This window comes from Parafrankia sp. EUN1f (assembly GCF_000177675.1).
In the GTDB taxonomy this organism is placed as follows: domain Bacteria; phylum Actinomycetota; class Actinomycetes; order Frankiales; family Frankiaceae; genus Parafrankia.
On record NZ_ADGX01000002.1, the window covers coordinates 40206 to 65584 of the forward strand.

The following is a 25379-nucleotide window of genomic DNA, read 5'->3' on the forward strand; positions in this document are numbered from 1 at the left end:
TATCGGTGACGCGGCGCTAGTCAACGGGGCAGCCTCCGTCCGGTCGTCACAGCACGGCTCCGTCGACCTTGAGTTGGACGATGTCGTCCCAGCTGTAGCCGTGCTCCAGCAGGACCTGGTCGGTGTGCTCGCCGTGGCCGGGGGCCGGCGCGAGGGCCGGAGCGACGCCGTCGAACTGCGCGGGACTGGCTACCAGCGGGTAGGAGAAGGTGTCCTTCTGGACGGTGGTGACGAAGTTGTTCGCGCGCACCTGCGGGTCGTCCGCCGCCTCCCGGGCGGTCTGCACCAGCGACCACGGGGTGGCGATCTTCTCCAGCAGGCTGATCCACTCGGCGAGGTCGCGGGAGGCGAAGATCTCGTCGAGGACGGCGATGCAGGCCGGCGCGTTCTCCGCGCGGCCCGCGGCGGTCGCGAACCGCGGGTCCGTGAGCAGGTCGGTGCGGTCGACGGTCTCGCAGAAGCGGTCGAAGTGCTTCTCCGTCTGGATGCCGGAGAGGTAGACGAGCCTTCTGTCCCGCGTGGTGTAGGCGGCGACGAACGGGTTCGGCAGCTCATGGTGGCGGTTGCGGGGGATCGCGTCGACGTCGTAGAGCTGGCTCGCGACCACCCCGGGCCCGAACATCCACATGCCCGAGGAGAGCAGCGAGACGTCGACGACGGCACCGCGGCCGGTGCGCTCTCGCCGGAAGAGCGCGGCTGCGATGCCGCCAGCCAGGAAGGCGCCCGAGGCGAGGTCGCCGAGCGCCGGACCGGGCTGCGGGACGAACTCGTCACTCACCTGGCTGGCCGCGTGGGCCATCCCGGTGCGCGCCCAGAAGTCTGTGTGGTCGAAGCCGCCGGCGTCACGTTCCGGCCCTGCCGGCCCGTGCGCGCTCGCCCGGGCGTAGACGAGGTTCGGGTTGATCGCGGTGAGGTCCTCGGCGTCCACCCGGAACCGACGGCGTGCGTCCGGTAGCAGGTTGGTGATGAAGACGTCGGCGCCTCGCGCCAGCTCCGCCACGATCTTCTGGCCCTGTTCCGTGCGCTGGTCCACGCCGATGCAGCGCTTCCCGCGGTTCGTGATCTCCCACATGAACGCGACGCCCACCTCGCGCTCCGGCAGCCCGGCGATGATGTTGCCGCTCATCGGGTCGCGGACGTCGGGCGGCACGATCTTGATGACGTCGGCACCCCAGTCGGCGAGCACGGCGCCGGCGGACGGCGCGAACGCGTACATCGACGCCTCGATGACGCGCACACCGGCAAGCAGGTCGTAGGGCATGACTCTCCGGTTTCTCGTCGGTCTCTCGTTTACGGGAACGCCGATCGGCGAAGGCGGGACGAGGAACGAACTCAGGCCTGCAGCAGACCGCGCAGGTTCGTTTCGGCGATCTTCACGGCGTCCGCGTCGGGCACGTCCGCGAGTGCCTTCTCCAGGTAGGCGCGGTTGTTCGGCCACAGCCCGTCCCCGTGCGGGAAGTCGCCTTCGAACAGCAGGTTGTCGACCGGGACGTCGGCGAGGCTGCGCAGCGCGAACTGCTCGTCGACCAGGCAGACGTACATGTGCTCGGCGAACACCTCACGGGGCGACCGGTTGGCCTTGACGCCGGCCTGGCCGATGGAGATGTCCTGGCTCAGGCGGCCGTCGTGAAACGCCTTCTCCGCCCGCTCGAGAATGTACGGAATCCACCCGGCGCCGCCCTCGGAGAGGATGACCTTCAGCCGGGGGAAGCGCTCCAGAATGCCGGCGAACAGCCAGTCGACGCCGGCCATCATCGAGTTCACGCCGTTGAGCGCGACGAGCACCGTCGGCGGGGCGTCCGCCGAGGTCGTGACAAGCCGGGACGAGCTGCCGATGTGCATGCAGACGGGAATGCCGGCCTCGTTCGCCACCGCCCACAGCGGATCCCAGTGGTCGGTGTGGACCGAGGGAAGTCCGAGCACGGTCGGGTTCTCCGAGAAGGCGATGGCCCGCGCGCCCTTGGCGAGCACCCGCTTCAGTTCCTCGACGGCCTTCTCGGCGTCGAACAGCGGGAGGATGACGGCGCCGAACAGCCGCTCGGGGTCGGTCGCGCACCATTCGTCGAGCAGGTAGTCGTTGTAGGTGCGCAGGCAGGCGAGCCCCAGCTCCAGGTCGGTGACGTTCAGGAAGAAGCGGTGCCCGGCGAACCGCGCGTAGTTCGGGAAGCAGAGCTGGCCCCACGTTCCGTCGACGTCCATGTCCTTAAGCCGCTCGACCGGGTCGTAGCAGCCGGGACGGATCTCGTCGAAGCGGGCGGTACCGGGCGCCGGCGGGTAGCCGGCCTCGGAGAAGCCGGGCAGCGCACGGCACGAGCCCATCGGGATGTAGGTGAGCTCGCCCTCGTAGAGCCAGGCCTGCCGGCCGTCGACCTCCACGATCTTCGGGCAGCCGTCGCGGTACTTCGCCGGGACGCGGTCGACCCACAGGTGGGCCGGTTCGATCAGATGGTCGTCCGCCGACATGATTCGGGTGGTCGTTGGCAACATGTGCACTACTCCTGTTCGCGACCGTGCCGCTGGTGGGGACGCACGCTCAGTGCGGTGCCCCGACGAGCAGGGACGAGGTGAACGACTCCGCGCCACTGGTGACGACGGCAAGCTGACGGGCGGTGGGCAGCTGGTGGGCGCCGGCCTCGCCGCGCAGCTGCAGGCAGGCCTCCAGCAGGCCGCCGTAGCCGTGCAGCCGCCCGCCGGAGAGCTGGCCACCGCCGGTGTTCAGTGGCAGATCGCCGGTGGGGCCGATCCGGTCGCCGCCCTCGATGAAGTCGAGCGCCTCGTAGCGGCCGCAGAACCCGAGGGCCTCCAGCCAGCGCAGTGCGTAGACCGAGAAGCCGTCGTAGACCTGCGCGAGGTCGACGTCGGCCGGTCTGAGGTCGGTCCGCTCCCACATCATGGCGGCGGACTCGTCGAAACCGGAGGCGGAGCCCATGGCCTCCAGCCGCAGCGCCCGACCGGGGTCCCCGGCCGCGGCCGCGTTCGAGACCACGAACGCCACCGAACCGTCGACCGGGACGTCGCAGTCGTAGACACAGATCGGATCGGAGATCATCCGGGCGCCGAGGTACTGGTCGAGGGTGAGCGGATCGCGGTACACGGCGGCCTCGTTGCGGGCCGCGTAGGAGCGGGTGACGAGCGCGAGCGCGGCGTACTTCTCCCGGCTGGCGCCGGCCAGCTCGATGCGCCGCTGCATCTCCATCGCCGCGTAGCAGGGGTAGCCGATCCCGAACGGCGTCGACCACTGGGTGAGCTCACGGCCGAAGCGCACCGGCTGGCCCTGGGTTCCGCCGCCGCCGAGCAGCGTCGCCGACCGGCTGCCGTACCCCTCCTGCGCGGTGGACTCCCACACCGTCCGGAAACACAGGACATGGGTCGCGAGCCCCGCGGCGACTGCCAGCACGGCGTTGACGATCGAGCCGAGCTGGCCGGCGAGCTCGCCGCCGCCGGTGTGCCAGCGCAGGTTGAGCCCGAGCATCGCCCGGACGTCGTCGACACCGGCGCCGGTGATGCCGGGCGTCGACCAGAACGCGCCCGGGTAGGTCGAGACCCCGTCGATGTCGTCCGGCGTCAGCCCGGCGTCGGCGATCGCGGCCAGTGCGGCGTCCGCGGTGAGCACCCACGGGTCCACCCGCAGCCGACGGCCGATCGCCGACCGGCCGACCCCGGTGATCAGTGCCGAGTCCTCAGCCCGCCGGCCCTCACTCCCGCGCATCGCCGGCTCCTCGAAGCTCGCTGGCCGGGCTCGCCGGACGGAACAGCGGGATGTATGCGTCGCCGGCCTGGCTGAAACACACCCGCACCGGCAGACCGACGTGGATCCGCTCCGGCGGGCAGTCGACCACGTTGGTCAGCAGGCGCAGCCCGGGCTGCTCGACCAGCTCGACGTCCGCGACCAGATATGGCGGTGGCATGGAGGGAACCCACTGGTAGCGGTTCAGCGTCCATGACCACACCGTGCCCCGGCCGGACACCGGGTCGAACCCGACGTCGCGGCCCCGGCAGGCCGGGCAGACCGGCCGCGGCGGGTGCAGGTAGCGCCCGCAGTCACGGCAGTGCGCGATCCGCAGGACGCCGTCCGCGCCCGAGGTCCAGAACGGTGCCGTCCGTTCCGTCAGCGGGGGCGCCACCCGGCTGAACCCCTCGACCCACGACTGCCCGGGTTCCACTTCGCCGGCCGCGGTGTGCTCGGCGGCCTCGACGTGCTCGGCCTGCCTCGTCGTCATCCCCACACCACCGGCACCGCGGTCGGCCCGCGCTCGTACATGCCGATGATCCGCGGCGTCTCGGCGTCCGGGTCGAGGCGCAGGTTCGGGAGGCGGTCGAGCAGCGCGGAGATCGCGGTGAGGATCTCCGCGCGGGCGACGTGCATCCCGAGGCAGATGTGCGGGCCACCGCCGAAGCCGAGGTGGGCGCCGGGCGGGCGGCTCGGGTCGAACTCGTCCGGCCGTTCCCAGCGGGCCGGATCGCGGTTCGCCGCACCGAAGCACAGGTGTACGACCGATCCGGCCGGGACGTCGACGCCGCCGAGCGTGGTGTCCTTCGTCGCGTAGCGGGAGAACATCGGGTCGGTCGGCGTCCAGCGCAGCGACTCCTCGATCGCGGCGCGCAGCACCGCCCGGTCCGCCTGGGCGGCGGCGAGCCACTGTGGGTGGGTCAGCAGAGCGAACAGGGTGATGCCCATCTGCTTCCACGTCGTGCCCGAGCCGGCGGCGAGCAGCAGATGGGAGAAACCCAGGATGTCCACGTCGGAGAGCCGATGGCGCTCGCCGTCCTCCTCGGTGACCTCCGCCTGGACCAGCACGCTGATCAGGTCGTCCGCCGGCTCCCGGCGGCGCTCGGCGATGATCGGGGCCAGGATGTCGACCAGGGTGTGGGCGTCGCGTCCGTCGGCGGTGGCCGCCGCGCGGATCCGCAACGCGTCGGACACGCCGATGCCGAAGCTGCCGCAGATCGTGAGCAGCGGGATCGCCGCGCAGAAATCCACGTTGAGATCGGAACGGCCGAGCGGCTCGATCGTGTCGATCAGGGCGTGCACCGTGGACTCGATCCAGCGTTCGCTCCACCAGCCGCCCCGCTTCGGCACGAACGACGGCTGCACCAGGGCGCGGTAGCGGCGGTGCCTCACCCCGTCCATGTAGAGCAGCAACGTGTCGGCCATCGCGCGTTCGGGGCCGGGTGCGCTTGGCGCCGACACGAACGTCTCGCTGTCGCGCAGCACCGCCTGGCAGGTGGCGTGGTCGAAGACCGAGAAGTGCGCCAGCTCCGGGTAGGGCAGGCCCTGGAAGAACGCCTCGCCGTGGAATCCGACCAGCGGCCCGACGATGCCGGGATGCACCGGCCCGGTCTCGCGGAGCTGGTGGAACGCCGGGTAGAGGTCCGTCTCGAAGGCCCCGCCGCGGGCGGCGTAGACGTCGCTACGCAGGTCGAACAGCTCGCGGATGCGCTGCGGGTCCAGGGTGGGAACGTCACTCGCGACCATGTCAGCCTCGCTCGAGAACGACGACGGGAATCCTGCGTGTCGTCCGCTTCGTGTACTCGTTGTAGTTGGGCCACCGCTGGGCCATCAGGCTCCACAGGCGCTCGTGTTCCGCGCCCTCGGCGGTGCGCGCGGTCGCCGTGAACCGGTCCGCCAGCACCTGCACCTCGACCTTGGGCTGGGCGAGGAGGTTGTGGTACCAGCCGGGATGAGCCGGCGCGCCTCCCTGGGAGGCGATGACGACGAAGCGGTCGCCGTCCTGGGTGTAGATGAGCGGCGTCGCCCGGCGCTGCCCGGTGCGTCGCCCGGTCGTCCAGAGCACCAGGCAGGTCACGCCGTTCCAGCTGTGGCCGGCGGCGCCGCCGGTCTCGACATAACGGCGGACGTGTTCCGCGCCGAACAACGCCAGATCGGGCGCCGTGTAACCGCCGCCGGTCGTCGGTGCGGGATTTTCCGTCAAGGATCTCGCCTCCTCTCCCTGGGGCCACCGGAACGGGGCCCCGTTCGCGTCCTCAACGGGCGGTGTAGCCGCCGTCGACCGGCAGCAGGACGCCGGTGATGTTCTTCGACGCGTCCGATGCCAGGAAGAGCGCCGCCTCGGCGCAGTCCTCGGCGGTGAGGTAGCGGCCCAGTGGCTGGAGGGCGGCGACCTCGTCGAGGTACTGCTGCGCCGGCGGCTGGAACTCGGCGCCGGGGGAGACGGGCGTGAAGTTCGTCAGCGGCATGGCACCCGGGCAGATGGCGTTGCACCGGATGCCGAACGGTGCGCACTCGATGGCGATACCGCGGGTGATCTGGTTGACCGCGCCCTTCGTCGCGCCGTAGACGACGCTGCCGAACCCGACGATGCCCGCGACCGAACCGGTGTTGACGATGACACCGCCGCGGTCACCGTCGCGGCCCTGCTGCTTGAACTGCTTCACCGCGAACTTGCAGCCGTTGAAGACGCCCCGGAAGTTGACGTCCGTCAGCCGGGCGAAGTCGTCCGCGGTGAAGTCCTCGAACGACGCGCCCGGCTTGAAGCCGGTGATTCCGACGTTGTTGAACATGATGTCGAGGCGGCCGAAGTTCTCGACGGCCACCGCGATCGCGCCGGCGACCTCGGCTTCCACAGCGACATCACAGCGGGTGACCACCGCGGTCCCGCCCGCCGCGCCGACCAGGCGCGCGGTCTCCTTCGCCCAGTCCTCTCGGACGTCGGCGCAGACCACGCGCGCACCCGCGGCGGCGAACAGCAGGGCGGACGCACGACCCACACCGGAGCCGGCGCCGGTGATCACTGCTGTCTGTCCGGCTAACGATGGTGATGTCACGAGTTCTCCCCTGGTTCGGATCGGGCGACGAATCTGAGCGCACCGGACGGGCAGGACTCGACGGCGGCGCGCACCGCGTCCGCGGAGTCGGATTCGTCGAGGACCACGACCTTCATCTCGTCGTCAAGGTCGAAGGTCGCGGGTGCCTGGAACAGGCAGGACCCTGAGCCCATGCACAGGTCGCGGTCCACGTGCAGGCTGGATCCGCCCACGTCAGGACCCCGGTTGCCGTCGGTGGCCATCGGGTCAGCGGGTGCCGGCGACGACGACATGCTTGAGCTCCTGGTACTCCCGGAACCCCGCTACGCCGCGTTCGCGGCCGATCCCGCTCTGCTTGTACCCGCCCATCGGGGTGTAGGCGTTGGCCGCGCCCCGGTTCACCTGCACCGTCCCGGAGCGGATGCGCTCGGCGATGGAGAGCCCGAGCCGCAGGTCGGCGGTGTAAACGCCGCCGGACAGGCCGTACTCGCTGTCGTTCGCGATCGCGACGGCATGGTCGACGTCGCGGTAGCCCTGCACGGTCACCACCGGGCCGAAGACCTCCTGCTGGGCGAGCGGATTGCGGTTGTCGTCGACCACGACGACGGTCGGCTCGACGTAGTACCCGACCGGCAGATGAGCCGGGCGACCCCCGCCGGCCACCAGCCGCCCACCGGCCGCCACGCCGGCGGCCACCAGCCGCTCGACACGGTCCCGCTGCGCCGCCGAGATGACCGGGCCGACGACGGTCGCCGGGTCGTGGGGGTCACCCACCCGCAGCGCGCCGGCGACGGCAGCGAGCCGCCCGGCGACCTCGTCCAGGCTCTCCTGCGGCACCAGCACCCTGGTCTGCAGCGCGCAGCCCTGTCCGCTCTGCGAGCCGAAGACGGTCGACACCCCGGCCTCGACGCCGCCCAGGGCGTCGGGAAGGAAGAGCTGCACCGATTTGCCGCCGAGCTCCAGCAGCAGCCGTTTGACCGTCGGTGCCGCCTGGGCGGCGATCCGCCGGCCCACCGCCGTGGACCCGGTGAACGACACACAGTCGATCCGCGGGTCGCTGGTCAGCAGTTCCGCGCCGTGGGAGTCACGCTCGACGACGACGTTGAGCACCCCGGGTGGCAGGCCGGCGTCGAGCCCGGCGGCACCCAGCGCCAGCGCGGTCAGCGGCGTCAGCGGGCTCGGCCGCAGGACGACGCTGCATCCCGCGGCCAGCGCCGAGACCACCTTCCACACGTTCGTCTGGAGCGGAAAGTTGTACGGGCTGATCGCCGCGACCACCCCGCACGGCTCGTAACGGCGGATGCTGAGCAGCACGTCGCGGCCGGCCGGGTCGAACGAGTCCGCCAACGGCAGCTCGTTGTGCTCCCACTCGGGCAGCGTCGCGAACAGGTCCGCCAGCTGACGGGCCTGGTCGAGGGCCATGTCGACCTGCGCCCACTGCGCGACGAGCTTGGTGGCGCCGGTCTCCCGGATCGCCGTCTCGATCAGTTCGTCGCGGCTCTCCCGAAGCCGATCGGCGAGGCGCCGCAGCACGGTGACCCGTTCGGCTACCGGGAGGCGACTCCACGGGCCGCCGTCGAACGCCCGCCGCGCCGCGTCGACCGCCTGGTCCACCTGGGCCAGCGAGGCCGTGGGCACATGAGTGAAACTATGTTCTAATGCTGGGTCTTCGACCGCGAGGGCATCCGACTCTCCGGCTACGGCGCGGCCGTCGATGTAGAGCTGGTCGAACGTGAGGTGGTCTGCCACGAAGCGACTCCGGTCCGTGCGTCCGTAGGTGATGTCGATTCTGAGCTGCGAGTTGCCGGCCGCGGGGTGGTGCGTGTGCAGGCCGAAGCGGGCGTCGATGCGGGATCGCCGAGGGGAGCCCTGCGGCGAGTCTCTGGTCAGGGCTGCCGGCACCACGTGAATCGCCGTGTCGGCGATCCTGTATCGAGGTTCTAATTGGTAATCTAGTCAGGTGACTGTAGTCGGGCGACTAACTCAACGCAAGGGCCATCCTGTCGGTCATCGAGGACTCCGGCCGTGCCGTCCGGGAGCGCCTAGGATGCGACCCTGTGGCCCCAGGTAGCAGCGGAGCGGAATCGTCGTCCGGGCCGTGCCCGGACGACGCGGACTCGGTGGCCGAAGGCGCGGGCCGCGCTCGGCGGCCGCGCGGTCGTGCGGAGGTACGCGAGGCGCTGTTGGAATCGGCGCAGCGGCTGATCGCGCAGCAGGGGCCGTCCAAGGTGCGGCTGCGTGAGATCGCCGAGGCCGCCGACGTGAACTTCGGCCTCGTCTACCAGTACCTCGGCACCCGGGAAGAGCTGCTGCGGGCTGTGTACCAGCGTGTCTCGGCCAGGTCGGCGACCCGCTTCGAGCACATCGACGATCTCGCCGACGCGATCGACATCTTCCTGACCGCGGACGACAGCGTCGGGCGCATCATGGGCTGGGCGGCGCTCGAAGGTGATCCCGCCGACGTGTTCGGGCCCTCGCCTGGACTCCAGCAGGTCGCCTCGATGATGGTCCGGGCCGCGCGGCAGGACGGCCTGGACCTGCCGGAGGACGAGGCGCGGCTGCTCGCCGCCTTCCTGCAGGTGGTCGCGCTCGGCTGGCGGCTGTTCGGTTCGATCGGCCTCACCGGCGCCGGTGTCGAGGCGACCTCCGATGTCGACCGTCGGGTACGGGAGTGGATGAGAACGCTGGTCGAGTCGGTCGTACGCGGCGGGACCGGGTAGGAAACCCGGCGGGCTCCCTCCGGGGGGTCTGTTTCCTGCCGCAGAACTCGGCCTGGCCGCCGCGCTGTCCGGCCGGCGTCAGTTCGAACCACGAAACGGCGGGCCGGGGCGGCCCGCCCGTTCCTGCCGCGGTCGACGGGCCGCGCGGGTACTGCCGCGACGGCTGACAGGGCGGCTACGCAGGACCCGGAATAGATTCGTGTTCTAGCATCTGTCTAGCCCAGTCCGTTCGAGCCGAGGGAGTGCCGATGGGCGCCCGGTACACGATCATCTCCGCCGACACCCACGCCGGCGCGAACCACGAGACCTACCGCGAGTACCTGGACCCGTCCTTCCGGGAGGACTTCGACGCCTGGCGGGGGAAGTACAAGAACCCCTGGAAGGACCTGCGCGACACCGACCTTCGCGTCCGCAACTGGGACGACGAGCGGCGTGACCGAGACCAGCTCGCCGACGGCGTCGTCGGCGAAGTGATCTTCCCGAATACTGTACCGCCGTTCTACCCGGGCTTCGTGCTGTTCGCCGGCCCTCCCACCGCCGAGGAGTACCGGCACCGCCGCGCCGGCATCCAGGCTCACAACCGGTGGCTCGCGGACTTCTGCGCCCGCAGGGCGGCGCAGCGCGCCGGCGTCGGGCAGATCTTCCTCAACGACATCGACGACGCCATCGCGGACGCGACCTGGATCAAGGAGCACGGCCTGCGCGGCGGCGTGCTGCTGCCCAACGTGGCACCCGACGTGAAGTGGGTGAAGCCGCTCTACCACCCGGACTACGACCGGCTCTGGGCGGCACTTCAGGATCTTGAGATCCCGGTCAACCTGCACGGCGGCACCGGCTCCCCGAACTACGGCCGCTTCGCCGCGGTGCCGGCGATCATGATCAGCGAGGTCGGCTTCTACGGCCTGCGCCCGTTCGTCCACATGCTGCTCGCCGGTGTGTTCGAGCGCTTCCCACGGCTGAAGTTCGTCATCACCGAGGCCTCGGCCTCGGCCGTTCCACCACTGCTGCGACAGCTCGACGACATCATCGCCAAGATCCGCGGCGGTGAGATCGGCGAGCTGAAGTACACCAGCGACAACGCGCTGCCCCGCTCGGCGACCGGGTACTTCCACCAGAACTGCTGGGTCGGCGCCAGCTTCCCGCGGCCGGACGACGTCGCCGCCCGCGAGGTGATCGGCCGTGACCGGTGGATGTGGGGCAGCGACTACCCGCACGACGAGGGAACCGGGCCGTACACCCGCCAGGCGCTGCGTCAGGTGATGCACGACCTGCCCGAGCCGGAGCTGCGCGACCTGTTGGCCGGGAACGCCGCCCGCCTCTACGACTTCGACCTCGACGCACTCGCGCCGTTGGCCGAACAGTACGGGCCGAGCGCCGAGGAGATCGCCGAGCCGCTCGACGCGCTCCCGGAGAACTCCAACAGCGCCCTGCTCAACGCGCAGAAGCAACTTCTGACTGTCTGAAGGCCCGTGCCCTGACGTCAGGCCGCAACGGCTTGACGTCAGGCGGGGAATGTGCGGTTCAGTAGACGCGAAAGGCGTCGAGGACCGTGCCGGCGTAGGCGGTGTCGCCGGTGATCTCGACTCGACCGTGTCGTGCCTCCCGGCCGGTTCCCCAGAGGATGAAGTCGGTGACGCTCGTGCGCACGGTGGCGCGCGTCCCGTCCTGTGCCGCCGTGGCGTCGTGGTGGATCTCGGTCGCCTCGGCGTGGGGGAGGAGCCGCAGCGCCGTGCCGCCCGGTCCGGTGAGGACGAGGGCCAGCGGGTCGGTGAGCAGCTCACGGAACTGTTCGGTGGTCATCTGCCGGATGCCGCCGATGAGCCAGCGGCTCGCGGCGGCCAGGCGATCGCCGTCGAGGCCGGGCAGGGTGCGCCGGACGGGCCCGCGGGGTGTGATGACGTCCCAGCGGGTGTGGCAGGTGTGGTCGAAGACGATGGCGTCGGCGAGGCTCGCGAGCGGGTAGGTGCCGGCGGTGCCCATGTTCACGGGCGTGATGGCGAGTTCGTCGGTAAGCCCGCCGAAGATGGCCAGGACGGCTGGCATCGACGACCTGATGATGTCGAGGAGTTCCGCGGTCGGCCGTTCGGCGACCTCCTGGGTGTGGGCGTCGACCGCCGCCTCGAACTCCAGGCCCTGGTCGTAGGGCGTGATCGGGATCAGCCCGGCGAACCCGGCCACGCTGATGGTGAGGTGCGCGAGAGTGGTGTGGACCGTCCAGCCGGCGCAGGCGGACGGCGCCGCGAGTTCCTCGGCGTTGAGAGCGCCGAACACGTCGAGAGTCTCTGCGAGGGTCTGCTCGAGCGCCACCAGGCTGTTGCTGGCGGAGGGTGCGGAGGCGGCGGACGTCGCGGCGTCAGAAGACATAGTCCTCTCCGGTGGCTCGCAGGGTGATGTCGGTGACCGCGACGCCGAGCGGCTGGTCGATGAGGTGGACGATCTCGTCCGCGACCTGGGCGGCGGTCAGCGACCAGTAGCGGACGTCCTCAGGGTCGGTCAGCCCGGCGGCTGGCGTGCCGCCGCCGAAGAAGGCCTGGGCGTGCTCCTGGAACGCGTCGACGCGGTGCGCCGTGAGCGCGGCGGGCGCGGTGAAGTCGATGATCTCGCTGGCCAGGTTCGTGTCGACGACGCCGCTGGGACGGACGACCGTCACCTTGATGCGGCCCTGGCTTTCGACGCGCAGCGCGTTCGACACGGTGGCGACGGCGGCCTTGGTCGCACCGTAGACCGCCGCCCCGGCGATGCCGACGTTGCCGTATACCGAGGAGATGTTGACGATGTGCCCGCCGCCCTGGCGGAGCATGTGGTCGTGGACGGCGTAGATGCCGTGCAGCACGCCCTTGAGGTTGATGTCGATGCACCGGTCCCAGGCGTCGGCGGCCCGTTCGTGGTCGGCGAAGTGGGCCAGGGGCATGATGCCGGCGTTGTTGACGAGCACGTCGACCCGCCTGAGGTCGGCTACCGCGCGGTCGACGACCTCGGAGAACGCCCGGCGGTCGCGGACGTCCAGGCCGAGCCCGCGGGCCTGGTGGCCCTCGGCGGTGAGGGATGCCGCCAGCTTCTCGGCGCCTTCGGCGTCGACGTCGAGCGCGACCGGGGTCGCGCCGCCCCGCGCGAGTCGGGTGGTGATCTCCCGGCCGAAGCCGCTCGCTCCGCCGGTGACCAGCACGACCTTGCCGTTCAGATAGCTCATGTGTACCTGGCCTCCGTCCTGCGGGATGTTCGTCGGTGGGGGCTGGAAGGCGGGCGCCAGAACTAGATCTTGCGGTGGTCCCAGGAGGCCACCTTGTCGGGGGTCAGGCGAAGCCAGGCGTGCCGGCCGTCGTGGTACATCGACCCGTCCGGGTTGGCGATGTACTTCGCGGCGAACAGCCGTTCCGGCGTAGCCAGCTCGGGGTGGTCCTCCTCGCCTGTGCGGGGGGCGCTGCCGACCTGCTCGAACCTGCCGCGCAGCTCCACACCGTGCAGCTCGCCGAAGTCGTCACCGGCGTCGACGACGACGGCGGCCCGCCCGTCGCGCAGCAGGTCGGCCCAGCGCTGGCTGCGCACGATCGAGTACAGCCACAGCGAGGTGCCGTCCCAGACGTACCAGAGTGGGCTGACGTGCGGCGCGCCGCTGGAGGTCAGTGTCGCGACCCGGCACACCCGCTGCTCGGTGAGCAGCGCGTCGACCTCGTCGGAGGTCAGGGCGATCCGACGTCCCCGGCGTTGGGTGCCTATCAGGTCAGGCTGCACGAGGCCTCGCTCTCATGTCGGCGTTCTCTTCTACTGCGCCCGGCCGGGGCGCTCGGCCTCCGAAGTGGAGATCGAAAACAAAGGTGTCGAATATTCGATGAGATTTCATCGTTAATTCGATACCGTAGAGTGGCTGCGAGAGAAAGGTCAAGCCGTGCCGAACGCCGCATCGCCGCCGACGACGCGGGTGCTCGACGTCCTCGAACTCCTCGCCCAGCGCGGGCAGAGCGGGCCCGCTCCGCGGTTGGGTGACCTCGTGCGCGACCTCGGCCTGACCCAGGCGACCGCCCACGCGATCATGGCAACCCTCTGCGAACGCGGCTGGGCCGTCAGAGACCCGGATCATCGGACGTTCACCCTGGGCCCCGCGCTCGCGGCGGTGGCGGCCCGAGCCGCCGCCGAGCGCTCGCGTCATCAGCCGGCCAGGGCCGCGGTCCACCGACTCGCGAAAGACCTCGGCTACCCCGCCGCGGTGACCGAGCGCGTCGGTGACGAGCTCGTCATCACGACCATCGACCTGGGCCCGTGCCAGGTCGCCGACGCCGCGGCCGGAGACCGCTTCCCGTTCGCGGCGCCGCTCGGCGTCGCCTTCGCCGCCTGGGAGAACAGCGAGGGGCGCCGCGCCTGGATGGACCGCGGCGCGATCACCGACCCCGTGCTGGCCGAGCGCCTCGACGGCCTGCTCACCGCCACCCGCGAACGCGGCTACACCCTCGAGCGCATGGACCCCGCCATGGCGCAGGCCGCCAAGGCCATGGCGGCCCTGCGCGGTGACCCGCAGGCCCAGCCGGTTCGGCGAGCGATGGACGGGCTCCTGGCCGAGATCGCCAGCCTCGGCGTGCGATCGACCGCTGTGACGGATCACGACCGGCGGCCCGTCACGGCGATCGCCGCGCCCGTGTTCGACCCGCATACCCGCCAGGTCACGGCGAGCATCGGCGTCCATCCGCTGCGGGCGCTGTCCGCCAGGCGAACCGACGAGATCGCGACCCATGTGACCCGGGCCGCCGCCGCCGTCAACGCGGCGTCCGTCAACGCGGCATCCGACGACGGCAGCAGACCGGCCAGCCCGGACCGATAGTCGCGAGACCACGGCGGGGTGCTGGCTTCGGCGCCGCACCGCCCGCGACACTGCCCGAGATCAAGACATCTCCCCCTCGTCAGGGCAGCTCCGGGTGGGGCGGGGTGTTTTCCGTGAGGTGCCGGGCGGCGGCCCACTGCCGCAGCGTCCCCTTCGCCACCTTCTCGAGGGTCGCGGTCGGCAGCTCCGGCACGACATACACGGCGCGGGGGACCTTGAAGTCGGCGAGCTGCCGCTGGCACGCGGTGACGACGGCCTCCTGCAGCGCCGTCTCGTCGGCATCCGCGGCCGCGGCGATGACGAACGCGACGGCGACCTCACCTCGAACCGGGTCCGGCCGGGCGACGACGGCGGCCTGGCCTACTCCCGCCACGGTCGTGATGACGCGTTCGATCTCCGCGGCGGCCACGTTCTCGCCGCCGACCTTGAGCATGTCCTTGGCGCGGCTGGCGAACCTCAGGGCGCCGCTGGGCAGCACCGTCACCCGGTCCCCGGTCAGCAGCCACCCGTCCTCGAACGAGGCGGCGGTGGCGGCCGGGTCGGCGAGATACCCGGCGAACACGGAAAGGCCACGGACGCCTCCGATGAGCAGATCACCGGTCTCGCCGGGGCCGGCGTCGGCGCCGTCGTCCCGGCGGACCCGGACCTGATAGCCAGGCGCCGGCCGGCCGATCGCGCCCTCGTCGACCGGATTGTCGAGCTCGCTGACGACAGGTGTGCTGACGACCTCGGTCTGGCCCCAGGCGCTGAAGATCCTCACGCCGAGGAGGGCGTCCAGCCGGGGCATCTCGAGACCGAAGATCCAGCTTCGGTAGCTGTGTTCCGGAACCGGCTGGCTGGTGACGACCTTCAGCAGCAGCGGGAGCAGCCCGGTATGGGTGCACCTGTTGCGGATGGAGACCTCCCAGAACCGGGAGGCGGAGAACCTGGGCTGGACCACCACGGTGCCGCCGACCCAGAACGTCGGCAACAGCTGCCAGCACAGCGCGTGGGTGTGAAACAGCGGGGCGTAGATCAGCTGGACGGTGTCCGGCGCCAGCCGCCAGAGCATCGCCCCCACCCGGCCCGCCCACAGGGCGTTGGCGTGGGTGAACAGGGCCGCCTTGGGGCGGGCCGTGGTTCCGGACGTCAGCTGGACGCACAGCGCCGCCGCCGGGTCGGCCTCCCGGCGGGGAGCCCGCTCAGGGTCACCGACCAGCTCCGGCACGGTTCCGGTAGCCGGGTCGAGCAGAGCCGTCCACCCGAGCGCGGTCACCGCCGGGCAGTCGGCGAGCCCGAGCCGCGGGTCGGTGACGATCCCGACGGCGCCGGTCAGTTCGACGGCGTGCGCGAGCTCATCCTCGACGTACCGGGTGTTCAGGTCGACCGCGACCGCGCCGAGCCGCGCGCACGCGAACCAGACCAGCAGGAAGCCCGGGCTGTTGTCCAGATGGATCACGACGGCGTCGCCGGCGCGGACACCCCGACTCGCCAGCCCGGCCGCGACGGCGCGCACGTCGCGGCCGAACTCGCCGTAGCTCCAGGTGCGGCGCGCTCCGTCCGGCGGCTCCCAGACGAGGAACGGGCGCTCGCCGTACCGCCGCGCCCGCTCCTCCAGCGCCGAGGTCACGTCCATACCCACGAACGGGTGCAGAGCAGGAAGCTCGATTCCTAAATCGCTGTCCATTTCGGTGGCCACCCCTCAACCAGGCGTCGGTGGACGTCGGTCAGTTCCCAGGTCAGTCGATCAGTTCCCAGGTCAACTGTGCGCGTCCTCAGCTGGGCATCAGCTCGCGTGGGAGCCCGAGTATGCGCTCGGCGATCACGTTGAGCTGGATTTCGACCGTTCCCCCACCGATCAGCTGCGGCGGCACGGTGAGATAACGCCCCGCCGCCTGGCCGCCGGGGCCGTCGGCGATGGCCGCGGCCGGCCCGGTCCATCGCAGCGCGCGCTCGGCGATCTGGGTCACCAGCGTGGCCGAGGCGATCTTGGAGACGCTCGACTCAGCGCCGGGTCGGAGCCCCGACAGGCTGCGCAACGTGGTGCGCAGGGCCAGCGCGGCCAGGGCGTGGGCCATCGCGAACGTCGCGCCCACGTCCCGCCGGACGTCGCCCGGGTCCGCGGCGAGTGCCTGGCCGGCGGCGAGATCGAGCAGGTCGGTCGGGATGTGCTGCATCCCGCTGATGCTCACCCGCTCGTTGCCGAGCGTGGTCCGCGCGAGCCCCCACCCGCGGTTGACCTCTCCGACGAGCCGGTCGTCCGGCACGAACACGTCGTTGAAGAAGACCTCGTTGAACAGGTAGCCGCCATTCGCCTCGCGTAGCGGCCGGATCTCCAGACCGGGCGAGGTCATGTCGACGAGGAAGTAGGAGATTCCCCTGTGCTTCGGAGCCGCCGGATCGGTCCGGGCCAGGCAGATGCCGAAGTGCGCCTCGTGCGCGTTCGACGTCCAGACCTTCTGGCCGTTGAGCCGCCAGCCACCTTCGACCTTCTCGGCGCGGGTCGACAGGGCGGCGAGGTCGGAGCCGGCGCCGGGCTCGCTGAACAGCTGGCACCACACGAGCTCGCCGCGCAGCGTCGGCGGGACGAAGAAGTCCTTCTGCTCCTCGGTGCCGTAGGCGAGGATGGTGGGCAGCGCCCAGTCTCCGATGATCAGCCTTGGTGGCGCCACCTCGGCCCGCTCGTACTCCTGCTGGATCACCAACTGCTCGACCGGGGTCGCCGCGATCCCGTAGGGCTTCGGGTAGTGGGGCACCACCAGGCCCTCGGCCGCGAGCCGCTCGCGCCGGGCCGGGCCTTCGGCCGGCAGCGCCGCAACCTCGCCGAGCAGCCCGGCGATGCGGGCGCGGAAGGCGGGGTCCGCGGCGGAGAGATCGGCGCTGAAGTCACGGGACGTGCCGTGCACCAGTGCGCCCAGCCGGTGCTCCCAGCCGGAGACGGGACCGAGCAGGCTCTCCAGCGTCATCGCCCGGCGCCAGTACAGGTGCGCGTCGTGCTCCCAGGTGTAGCCGATCCCGCCCAGCAGCGTGATCGTCTCCAGCCCGATCCCGGTCGCGCGGGGCAGGCACGCGACAGCCGCGCCGGCCGCGGCCACCGCGAGCTGATCGTCGCCCTGCTCCATCGCCCGCGCCGCGTCCCACGCCGCGGCGGACATCGTCTGCACGTCGACGAACAGCCGGGCGCACTTGTGCTTGATCGCCTGGAAGGACCCCACCGGGCGGCCGAACTGCTCGCGCACCTTCACGTAGTCGACGCCGGTTGTCACGCACCACCGCACCAGCCCCACAGCCTCGGCGGCGAACAGCACGGCCGCCACCGCGCGGACCTGCTCGGCTTCGACCTCGACGACCTGGTCGGGGTGGACGGCCACCTCGGCCAGGGTCACCGTGCCGACGGCCCGGGTCTGGTCGACGGGCGCGGCCGCGACCGCCACCACGGCGGGCCCCGGCCGGGCGGTGAACCAGAGCTGGCCACCGCCCGGGGTGACCGCCCCGAGGAGCAGCAGCGTCGCCTCCGGCGCGCCGAGGATGGGGCCGGTCGTCCCGCTGACCCGGTAGGCGCCGTCCGCCGTGGGGGCCGCCGTCAGGCCCGCGGTGGTCAGCGCGCTCGGCAGCAGCGGCCCGGGGAGCAGGCTGCTCGCCGTCTCCTCGAGCACCACGGCGAGGGTGACGAAACCGGCGTCGGCCCCGCCGAGGTCCGCCGGCAGGTGCAGCGAGGTGAGGCCCTGCTCCACGATGCCCGGCCAGCAGTCCGGCGCCGCGCCGGCGGTCCAGCGCGCCAGGCCTTCCCGCACCTGCTCGGACGACGAATACCGGGACACGAACCCGCGGACCGAATCGGCCAGCGCCTTGTGATCCTCGTCGAGACCGATGGACACGTCCGTCCCTCCTTCACAGAGCCCTTGGGAGACGCCGGGGGAGGTCAGACGCCGATGAGCGAGGCCGCGTTGTCGTGCATGACGAGCCTGATCTCGGCGTCATCGAAGCCGGCCGCGGCCAGGTCCTTGGTGAACGACAGTGGATCGGCCAGTCCCTCGACGTGCGGCCAGTCGGATCCCATCAGCATCCGCTCCACGCCGATCAGCTTCTTGAGCTCGGCGAGGTCGTTCTCGTGGAACGGCGAAACCCAGACCTGGCGCCGGAAGGTCTCCCGCGGGTCCTCCGCCCACGCCTCGCCGCCCTGCACGAAGGACTTCTTCAGGGACTTGAACAGCGGGGTGACCCAGTCCGAGCCGGTCTCGATCGCGGCGAACCGCAGCTGTGGGTTGCGATGCATCGTGCCCTGCGCGAGCAGCGCGGCGAACGTGTCCGCCACGGCCGTCGGCGAGAGCAGGGCCCGCAGCGGGCTGCGGCGGAACGCCTCGGTCTCGTCGCTCTCGCTCCACCAGCCGATCAGCTCCGAATACACGTCGTCGCCGCCGTGGTAGGCGCACACCACCCGCGCCTCGTTCGCCAGCGCCCAGAACTCGTCGAACATCCGGTCGGCCGGCGACTTCAGACCCATCTCGGTGCGCACCGGACCGGCCCGCATCACCACGATGCGGGCTCCCTTGCCCAGCGCCCACCGCAGCTCGGCGACCGCCGCCGCCGGATCCGACAGCGAGATGTACGGTGCGGCGAAGATCTTCTCCTGGTAGGCGAAGCCCCAGTCGTCGTCCAGCCACCGGTTGAAGGCCCGGAAGGCGGCCCGCGCCGCGGGCAGGTCGTTCTGCAGTGCCCGCTCCATGCCGACCCCGAGGGTCGGGAAGAAGTAGGCGCCGTCCAGGCCCAGCTCGTCCATGACCCGCAGCCGGGCGTCCCGGTCCCGGTACTCGGGGCGGGGCGGGGCCAGCTCGCCGAACAGGTTGATGACCGGGCCGCCGACCTCGCCCCGGAAGTACTGCTCCAGCGCGCCGGGCTTGGCCAGCGCGGTGAACGCGGGGTTGGGCAGGAACTTGTTGACCTTCCCGCCGACCAGCAGCCGCGTGCGGCCACCGACCTCCGCCCACTGCATGCAGCGCTTGGCGAACTCGGGCTCGATGTGGCGGGTGAAGGCGTCGAGGGCCTCGTAGTAGTGATTGTCCGCGTCGAAAGCGCGCAGTCCATCCGTAGTCACGCCGCAACCTCCCCAGGTGGGCCTCGAACACACGGCTCGCCTCCCAAGATAGAACGCAGTTTCATGTGCGTGCCACTGGGGGAGCGCCTGGATGGCCTGCCCGTCTGTCGGGCAGCCGGCCGAGCCTGCTGAATATTTTATCCAACACGTGCAGCTTAGTGTGCTGGCAACTCCTGTCGACTGGTCGAGGTCGGCTCGGGGTCGCCTTGGCGCGACCCCGAGCGAGACCTTTCTAGACTCTGGTTCTAGCAGCTCGGGCGGCGGAGAAGTCGCACTCGCCGACCGGACAGCGGCCCAGGAAGTCGCCGGGCGCGGGAGGCGAGGTCAACGCGCCGCGCCTTCGCGGTACCTGGCCGGCGCATCGTCCAGCAGGATCGTCTTCGTCTCCAGGTAGGGCAGCAGGCCCTCGAGCCCGCCTTCCCGCCCGATGCCCGACTGCTTGAACCCGCCGAACGCGATACCGGTGTCGGCCCGCATCGCGTTGTGGCCGACCGTCCCGGACCGCAGCTTGCCGGCCACCGCACGCGCCCGGTCGACGTCCTCGGTGAACACCGCGGCGTTCAGCCCGTAGATCGTGTCGTTCGCAATCCTGATCGCGTCGGCCTCGTCGGCCGCCGAGATCACACTGAGCACCGGGCCGAAGATCTCCTCCTGGGCGATCGTGGAGCTGTTGTCGACGTCGCCGAAGACCGTCGGTTCGATGTAGTAACCGCGCTCCAGGTGGCCCGGCCGCCCGCCGCCGGTGATGAGCTTCGCGCCGCTGTCGACGCCGGCCTGGATGTAGCCCTCGACGCGATCACGCTGCCGGGCCATCGCCAGCGGGCCCATCTGAGTCGCCGGGTCATAGGGGTCGCCCACGACCACCTGGGAGAACACCTGCGCGAGAGTTTCGACGAACTCGTCGTGCACGCCGCGCGGGACGACGATGCGGGTGAGCGAGGCACAGATCTGGCCGGCCAGGAAGCACTCGGCGCCGGCGAGGGCCGTGGCGGCCTTCGTCAGGTCGGCGTCGTCCAGCACGACCGCGGCGGACTTCCCGCCGAGCTCGAGCGTGTACCGGGCGATGCGCTGCCCGCACAGCGACGCGATCCGCCGGCCGGCGGCGGTGGAGCCGGTGAAAGCGATCTTGTCGACCCGGGGGTCGGTCACCAGCCGCTCGGACACCGCGCGGTCGGCCGTCAAGATGTTGAACACGCCCGGTGGCAGCCCGGCGGCCTCGGCGCATTCGGCCAGCACGTACGCCGACCCCGGTGCCTCGGGGGCCGCCTTGAGCACGACCGTGCAGCCTGCCAGCAGCGCCGGCGCGACCTTCTGGACGGCCAGCTGCAGGGGCACGTTCCAGGGGATGATCGCGCCCACGACGCCGACCGGTTCCCGGACGAGCAGGCCGAACCCGCTGCCGACCGTCGGCGTGACCGGTTCCTCGAACGGATAGCTGTCGGCGAGGCCGGCGTAGTACTCGAAGACGCCCGCGGCCATCGGCGCCATGTGCGGGGCCACCGACGCGAGCGCACCGGACTCCCGGGGCCACAGCTCCTTGATGCCCTCGCCGCGGGTCGCCAGCTCGGCGGCGAGCCGGCGCAGGAAGGCCGCGCGCTCGGTGTGCGTGAGCGAGGGCCACGGCCCGTCGTCGAAGGCCGAGCGGGCGGCGGCGACGGCCCGGTCCAGATCCGCCTCGCCGGCCTCGGCGACCCGGAGGAAGACCTCCTCCGTCGCCGAGTCGACGACGTCGATCAACGCGGTGGATAACGGGGCGACCCACTGGCCGCCGATGAACAACCGGTCCGGGTGCTGTACGTGTCGCTCGATGCCTGTCGCCACGCTCATCGCGTGCCTCCTTAGTTCTCTGACGCCGGGGCCGGACGTCGCGGGTTTGGCACCTCTGTCCGCGGGCGTCCCAGCCCCGTACAGGCCGTTGGCGCGGTGCCGGCCGAGCTAGCCGAAGGTGATGACGCCACGGATGTTTCGACCGGCGTGCATGTCCGCGAAGCCATCGTTGATCTGCTCCAACGAGTAGCGGGTCGTGATCAGCTCGTCCAGGCGCAGCTTGCCGGCTCGGTACAGCTCCAGCAGCGCCGGGATGTCCCGCATCGGGTTACATGCGCCGAACAGCGAGCCCTGCAGCCGCTTCTGGAACAGCACGAGCTCATGCAGCGACAGTGGCAGGCTGCCGTCCGCAAGGATGTTGCCCAGCCCGACGACGACGCAGGTTCCGGCCTTGCGGATGCTCGAGAACGCCGCGCCGATGTGCGCGCCGTTCGTCACCCCCACACAGACGATCGTCGCGTCGGCACCCTGCCCGTTGGTGTGCGCTCGGGCGATCTCGGTCGCCTCCTCGACGGAGGCCACGGCGTGCGTGGCGCCGAAGCCCAGTGCCTTCCGGCGCTTCCACTCCACCGGGTCGACCGCGACGAGCACCCGAGCGCCGGCATGGGCGGCGCCCTGCACCGCGTTCATCCCGATGCCCCCGGCTCCGAGGACGATGACGACGTCGCCGGCCCGGACCTGGGCCGAGTTCACCGCCGCGCCCCAGCCGGTCGACACGCAGCAGCTGGTCAGGCAGGCCGACACCAGGTCGAGATCGGTGGAGACCTTGACGGCCGAGTTCACGGACAGGGCCGTGTACTCGCTGAAGGTCGAGATTCCGGCCATCTGGCCCAGCGGCCTGCCGTCCAGGGACAGCCGGCTGGAGCCGTCCTCGCGCGCACCGGAGAGCGTACGGATTCCGTTGTCGCAGAGGTTCTGCATCCCCGACGAGCACCAGCGGCACCGCCCGCACGCCGGCAGGAAAGGCAGGACGACGTGGTCCCCGACCTGCCATCCGTCGGTGTGCGGGCCGACCTGCTCGACGATTCCCGCTCCCTCGTGGCCGCCGACGAGCGGTAGCGCACCCGTGAACGGCATGTCGCCGGTCGCGATGTGGTCATCGGAATGGCATAACCCGGCCGCGACCATCCGGACGATGAGTTCTCCCCGCCGGGGTGGCTCGATCTCGATTTCGGTGATCTGCCATTTCCCGGGCTGTTCGTGCAGCACGGCCGCCCTGCTCTTCATATCTCCTCCGTTTCGGACGGATTGCGTCTATATCTGTAGACCGTGGTCCGCGTGCGCGCAAGGGGGAGTCGTCGCTCCCCGCGCCGGCCAGCCGTGGGCGCGCCGGCCACGAGCTGCGGGAAGGCGCGGGAGACGATCAGGGCCGGCGCCGGGGGTCTGACGGGTGAATCAGCCGACAAGGCGCGTCCAAACGCCCTCCGCGTCGTTCTCCTCGACGAATGAGCCCGTGCTGCTGCCCAGGAGCGTGTTTTGGTACGTGAACCTCGTCGCCGTCGATGACTTCGACGCGGCGATCAGCTCGGTGACCTCCGCCGTGCAGACCGTGGGGCCTGCCTGGCCGGCAGCCCACCACCTGACGGCCGCGCCGGGGCGGACCTCGACGACCTGCAGGCTGGAAGACTATTGAGCTCCAAACGGGAGTGTGGTGAAGTGGATCGTCCACACTAGCCGGTGTCTTCGTGGCGGCTTCACGATGCCCAGTGCAGCGTGGTCTGCCGAGCCGCAGGCCGAAGGAGGCGGTGAGGGGTGCCGTGAGCGATTCATCTCTCGCAGTTCCGTCACCATCCGCTCGGACTAATAGTCCGAGCGGTGATGCATGGTTGTGACCCCAGGCGGCCGGGATGTCGTTCGCCCCGCGCGCGCCGCTGACCGAACCGTTCTGGGCGGCGTGTGCCGGGCGGCCACCGCGCCCTGGACCCGGCCGGAGAACGAGTTCGTCATCCCCTGGGGAATGTTCACCGCCGCCGAGGTCGCGCTGTGCACCGCGGGCGGGGCCGGCGCGCTCTTCCTCACCCTCGTTCTCCTGGGAAGGCTCTCATGAGCAGCACCGCAACGAGCAGCACCGCAACGAGCAGCACCGCAACGAGCAGCACCGCCGCGAGCAGCACCGCCGCGAGCGGCGCCGGCCTGCCCACCGGCCTCGACCCCGCGCTGTTCTTACCCGAGCCCGGCCCGCGGGCCGTCCGGTACACCGTCATCTCCGTCGACGATCACGTTGTCGAGCCTCCGCACCTGTTCGAGGGGCGGGTTCCGGCACGGTTCGCCGACGCTGCCCCACGCATCGTCGAAACCGACCAGGGCCACCAGGTGTGGCACTTCGAGGACCAGACCTTCACCCAGGTCGGGATGAACGCCGTCGCCGGGCGGCGACCGGAGACGGTGAAGCTGGAGCCGTTGCGGTTCGAGCACATGCGTCCCGGCTGCTACGACATCGACGCCAGGGTCCGGGACATGGACGTCAACGGGATCTGGGCGTCGGTGAACTTCCCCTCGCAGATCTCCGGCTTCTGCGGCCGGGTGTTCTTCGGTGCCCGGGACCGGGATCTCGGCCTCGCCTGCGTGCGTGCGTGGAACGACTGGCTCCACGAGGAGTGGTTCGGGGCCTACCCCGAGCGGGTCGTGCCGATGGGCATCACCTACCTGGCGGACCCGGCACTCGCCGCCGCGGAGATCCGCCGGAACGCGGCGCGCGGCTTCACCGCCGTCACCTTCCCCGAGCGCCCGCACACGATCGGCCTGCCGTCGCTGTGGGACCGCGCCCACTGGGATCCGATCATCGGTGCCTGCGTCGAGACGGACACCGTCATCACCCTGCACGTCGGCAGTTCGGGCCTGTCCGACGCGCCGCCCGGCGCGCCCCGGCTGCAGCTGGGTTCGACGCTGTTCGGCCAGGCCTCGCTCACCGCCTGCGCGGAGTGGCTGTGGTCGGGCCACCCCGTCCGCCTCCCGACGTTGAAGATCGCGATGAGCGAGGGCGGTATCGGCTGGGTCGCGATGCTGCTCGACCGGCTCGACAACATCGTCGATCGGTCCGGCTACGGCACCGGCTGGGACCTGCGCCCCGCCGAGGTGCTGCGCCGCAACTTCTGGTTCTGCACTCTCGACGACCCGTCGACGATCGACACCCGCCACCGGATCGGCGTCGAGAACATCATGGTCGAGACGGACTACCCGCACGGCGACGGCACCTGGCCGGACACCCAGAGCGTGCTCGCCGACGTCTGGGGCCACATCCCGCCCGCCGAAATCCGGGCGATGTGCTGCGAGAACGCCGCGGCCCTGTTCCGCCACCCCCTCCCGCCGACAGTTCTGCCGGCCGACTGAAGGACGTGACGATGACGTTCATGCCGACCGCCGACAAACTCATGCCGGAGCTCACCGCCCGCGAGGAGATCGCCCTGCTCGCCCGGGCCCTGTGGCGGCAGGGCTACAACGACCACCTGGCCGGCCACATCACGGCCCTGCAGCCGGATGGCACCCTGCTGTGCAACCCGTGGCTGGTCCGCTGGGACGAGCTGCGCCCGGAGCAGGTCATCCGCATCGACCTCGCCGGCAGGGTGGCCGAGGGGGACTGGCCCGTCCCACTGGGCATTCCGCTGCACCTCGCGCTGCATTCCGCGCGGACCGACGTCACCTGGGCCGTGCACAACCACCCGCTCTACGGCACCGTCTGGGCGGATCTCGGTGAGATCCCACCGATCTACGACCAGAGCTCGGCGCTGGGCGGTGGCGGCGACCTCGTCCTCGTCAACGAGTACCAGGGCCCTGTCAACGACCCTGCCACCGCCCGGGGCGCGATCGACGCTCTGCACGGCGGCGACCTTGCCCTCCTCGCGGGCCACGGCGTCTTCGTGCTCGGCGGCTCCGCGCGCGCCGTCTTCCAGCGCGCCGTCGCGCTGGAACAGCGCTGTCAGCGCGCCTGGCATGTCCGTGCCGCGGGCGGCTCCCCGGTCCCTGTCCTCCCGGCCGGCTTCCTGAGCCATCTGAAGAACTCCGACGGCAACGGCTTCGTCGGCTTCTGGGAGTCCGCCGTCCGCGCCGAACTGCGCTCCGATCCCAGCCTGCTCTCGTGATGTCGCCGGGCGGCGGCTCGGCGACATCACGGTCGAGCCGTGCTCACGCCGGGGCGAAGCGCACCGGCATCCTGGTGATTCCGTTGATGAAATTCGACTGG

The 25379-nt window shown here is 71.0% G+C and carries 24 protein-coding genes; 7 read left to right on the forward strand and 17 right to left on the reverse strand.

Annotation, left to right across the window (positions count from 1 at the left end; genetic code table 11):
- Nucleotides 1-46 precede the first annotated feature (46 nt).
- From FREUN1FDRAFT_RS00755 to FREUN1FDRAFT_RS00795, 9 genes are all read right to left on the reverse strand, one after another.
- The gene (locus FREUN1FDRAFT_RS00755) at nt 47-1261 is read right to left on the reverse strand and encodes a CaiB/BaiF CoA-transferase family protein (RefSeq protein WP_006537997.1); all 1215 of its coding nucleotides are present in this window, start codon (nt 1259-1261) and stop codon (nt 47-49) included.
- Nucleotides 1262-1332: 71 nt separating this feature from the next.
- On the reverse strand, nt 1333-2487 hold the full coding sequence (locus tag FREUN1FDRAFT_RS00760; RefSeq protein ID WP_006537998.1) for an amidohydrolase family protein: 1155 nt from the start codon (nt 2485-2487) through the stop codon (nt 1333-1335).
- A 46-nt stretch (nt 2488-2533) separates the two neighbouring features.
- Nucleotides 2534-3709 (reverse strand): thiolase family protein, encoded by a 1176-nt coding sequence (locus FREUN1FDRAFT_RS00765; RefSeq protein WP_006537999.1) that lies wholly within the window; start codon nt 3707-3709, stop codon nt 2534-2536.
- Nucleotides 3696-4220: a Zn-ribbon domain-containing OB-fold protein gene (locus FREUN1FDRAFT_RS42825; protein ID WP_006538000.1), complete on the reverse strand. Its 525-nt coding sequence runs from the start codon at nt 4218-4220 to the stop codon at nt 3696-3698. Before FREUN1FDRAFT_RS42825 ends, FREUN1FDRAFT_RS00765 begins: the two co-directional genes overlap by 14 nt.
- A complete protein-coding gene (locus tag FREUN1FDRAFT_RS00775) occupies nt 4217-5476 on the reverse strand; it encodes a cytochrome P450 (protein ID WP_006538001.1) in 1260 nt (419 codons plus the stop codon). The genes FREUN1FDRAFT_RS42825 and FREUN1FDRAFT_RS00775 overlap by 4 nt, the downstream gene beginning before the upstream one ends.
- Nucleotide 5477: 1 nt before the next feature.
- Complete coding sequence (locus tag FREUN1FDRAFT_RS00780) at nt 5478-5933, reverse strand: nitroreductase family deazaflavin-dependent oxidoreductase (RefSeq protein WP_006538002.1); 456 nt, start codon at nt 5931-5933, stop codon at nt 5478-5480.
- Between the two features lie 52 nt (nt 5934-5985).
- The gene (locus FREUN1FDRAFT_RS00785) at nt 5986-6786 is read right to left on the reverse strand and encodes an SDR family NAD(P)-dependent oxidoreductase (protein ID WP_006538003.1); all 801 of its coding nucleotides are present in this window, start codon (nt 6784-6786) and stop codon (nt 5986-5988) included.
- Nucleotides 6783-7058 (reverse strand): ferredoxin, encoded by a 276-nt coding sequence (locus FREUN1FDRAFT_RS00790; protein ID WP_006538004.1) that lies wholly within the window; start codon nt 7056-7058, stop codon nt 6783-6785. The genes FREUN1FDRAFT_RS00785 and FREUN1FDRAFT_RS00790 overlap by 4 nt, the downstream gene beginning before the upstream one ends.
- Nucleotides 7033-8514 carry an aldehyde dehydrogenase family protein gene (locus FREUN1FDRAFT_RS00795; RefSeq protein ID WP_035948494.1) on the reverse strand — a complete coding sequence of 494 codons (1482 nt, stop codon included), beginning with the start codon at nt 8512-8514 and terminating at the stop codon, nt 7033-7035. Before FREUN1FDRAFT_RS00795 ends, FREUN1FDRAFT_RS00790 begins: the two co-directional genes overlap by 26 nt.
- A 308-nt stretch (nt 8515-8822) precedes the next feature.
- Here FREUN1FDRAFT_RS00795 and FREUN1FDRAFT_RS00800 point away from each other — a divergent pair, with 308 nt between their 5' ends.
- On the forward strand, nt 8823-9485 hold the full coding sequence (locus tag FREUN1FDRAFT_RS00800; protein ID WP_006538006.1) for a TetR/AcrR family transcriptional regulator: 663 nt from the start codon (nt 8823-8825) through the stop codon (nt 9483-9485).
- Nucleotides 9486-9733: 248 nt separating this feature from the next.
- Nucleotides 9734-10948, forward strand: coding sequence for an amidohydrolase family protein (locus FREUN1FDRAFT_RS00805; RefSeq protein WP_006538007.1), 1215 nt, complete (start codon nt 9734-9736; stop codon nt 10946-10948).
- A gap of 58 nt (nt 10949-11006) precedes the next feature.
- Here the strand turns inward: FREUN1FDRAFT_RS00805 and FREUN1FDRAFT_RS00810 are convergent, their stop codons facing one another.
- The 3 genes from FREUN1FDRAFT_RS00810 to FREUN1FDRAFT_RS00820 form a co-directional block, all read right to left on the reverse strand.
- Entirely contained in the window at nt 11007-11849 is an 843-nt protein-coding gene (locus FREUN1FDRAFT_RS00810; protein ID WP_006538008.1) for a maleylpyruvate isomerase N-terminal domain-containing protein, read from the reverse strand.
- Nucleotides 11839-12675: an SDR family oxidoreductase gene (locus tag FREUN1FDRAFT_RS00815; RefSeq protein WP_006538009.1), complete on the reverse strand. Its 837-nt coding sequence runs from the start codon at nt 12673-12675 to the stop codon at nt 11839-11841. The genes FREUN1FDRAFT_RS00810 and FREUN1FDRAFT_RS00815 overlap by 11 nt, the downstream gene beginning before the upstream one ends.
- 62 nt (nt 12676-12737) lie before the next feature.
- A complete protein-coding gene (locus tag FREUN1FDRAFT_RS00820) occupies nt 12738-13202 on the reverse strand; it encodes a pyridoxamine 5'-phosphate oxidase family protein (RefSeq protein WP_035948496.1) in 465 nt (154 codons plus the stop codon).
- Nucleotides 13203-13371: 169 nt separating this feature from the next.
- Here FREUN1FDRAFT_RS00820 and FREUN1FDRAFT_RS00825 point away from each other — a divergent pair, with 169 nt between their 5' ends.
- Complete coding sequence (locus tag FREUN1FDRAFT_RS00825; RefSeq protein ID WP_006538011.1) at nt 13372-14298, forward strand: helix-turn-helix domain-containing protein; 927 nt, start codon at nt 13372-13374, stop codon at nt 14296-14298.
- A gap of 79 nt (nt 14299-14377) precedes the next feature.
- Here FREUN1FDRAFT_RS00825 and FREUN1FDRAFT_RS00830 read toward each other — a convergent pair whose 3' ends face one another.
- The 5 genes from FREUN1FDRAFT_RS00830 to FREUN1FDRAFT_RS00850 all read right to left on the reverse strand — a co-directional run bounded on the left by FREUN1FDRAFT_RS00830 (nt 14378) and on the right by FREUN1FDRAFT_RS00850 (nt 22426).
- The gene (locus FREUN1FDRAFT_RS00830; RefSeq protein WP_006538012.1) at nt 14378-15964 is read right to left on the reverse strand and encodes a class I adenylate-forming enzyme family protein; all 1587 of its coding nucleotides are present in this window, start codon (nt 15962-15964) and stop codon (nt 14378-14380) included.
- An 88-nt stretch (nt 15965-16052) separates the two neighbouring features.
- Nucleotides 16053-18155, reverse strand: a complete 2103-nt coding sequence (locus FREUN1FDRAFT_RS00835; RefSeq protein WP_006538013.1) for an acyl-CoA dehydrogenase — start codon at nt 18153-18155, stop codon at nt 16053-16055.
- 44 nt (nt 18156-18199) lie between these two features.
- Nucleotides 18200-19372, reverse strand: coding sequence for an amidohydrolase family protein (locus tag FREUN1FDRAFT_RS00840; protein WP_006538014.1), 1173 nt, complete (start codon nt 19370-19372; stop codon nt 18200-18202).
- A gap of 324 nt (nt 19373-19696) precedes the next feature.
- Nucleotides 19697-21199 (reverse strand): aldehyde dehydrogenase, encoded by a 1503-nt coding sequence (locus FREUN1FDRAFT_RS00845; RefSeq protein ID WP_006538015.1) that lies wholly within the window; start codon nt 21197-21199, stop codon nt 19697-19699.
- A 108-nt stretch (nt 21200-21307) separates the two neighbouring features.
- Complete coding sequence (locus FREUN1FDRAFT_RS00850) at nt 21308-22426, reverse strand: NDMA-dependent alcohol dehydrogenase (RefSeq protein WP_006538016.1); 1119 nt, start codon at nt 22424-22426, stop codon at nt 21308-21310.
- Between the two features lie 226 nt (nt 22427-22652).
- Here FREUN1FDRAFT_RS00850 and FREUN1FDRAFT_RS00855 point away from each other — a divergent pair, with 226 nt between their 5' ends.
- The 4 genes from FREUN1FDRAFT_RS00855 (at nt 22653) to FREUN1FDRAFT_RS00870 (ending at nt 25278) form a co-directional block, all read left to right on the forward strand.
- Complete coding sequence (locus FREUN1FDRAFT_RS00855) at nt 22653-22832, forward strand: hypothetical protein (RefSeq protein ID WP_035948449.1); 180 nt, start codon at nt 22653-22655, stop codon at nt 22830-22832.
- 189 nt (nt 22833-23021) lie between these two features.
- Nucleotides 23022-23246 (forward strand): hypothetical protein, encoded by a 225-nt coding sequence (locus FREUN1FDRAFT_RS00860; RefSeq protein WP_006538018.1) that lies wholly within the window; start codon nt 23022-23024, stop codon nt 23244-23246.
- Nucleotides 23243-24529 carry an amidohydrolase family protein gene (locus FREUN1FDRAFT_RS00865; protein ID WP_006538019.1) on the forward strand — a complete coding sequence of 429 codons (1287 nt, stop codon included), beginning with the start codon at nt 23243-23245 and terminating at the stop codon, nt 24527-24529. Before FREUN1FDRAFT_RS00860 ends, FREUN1FDRAFT_RS00865 begins: the two co-directional genes overlap by 4 nt.
- 11 nt (nt 24530-24540) lie before the next feature.
- Nucleotides 24541-25278 (forward strand): class II aldolase/adducin family protein, encoded by a 738-nt coding sequence (locus tag FREUN1FDRAFT_RS00870; protein ID WP_006538020.1) that lies wholly within the window; start codon nt 24541-24543, stop codon nt 25276-25278.
- Nucleotides 25279-25379 lie beyond the last annotated feature (101 nt).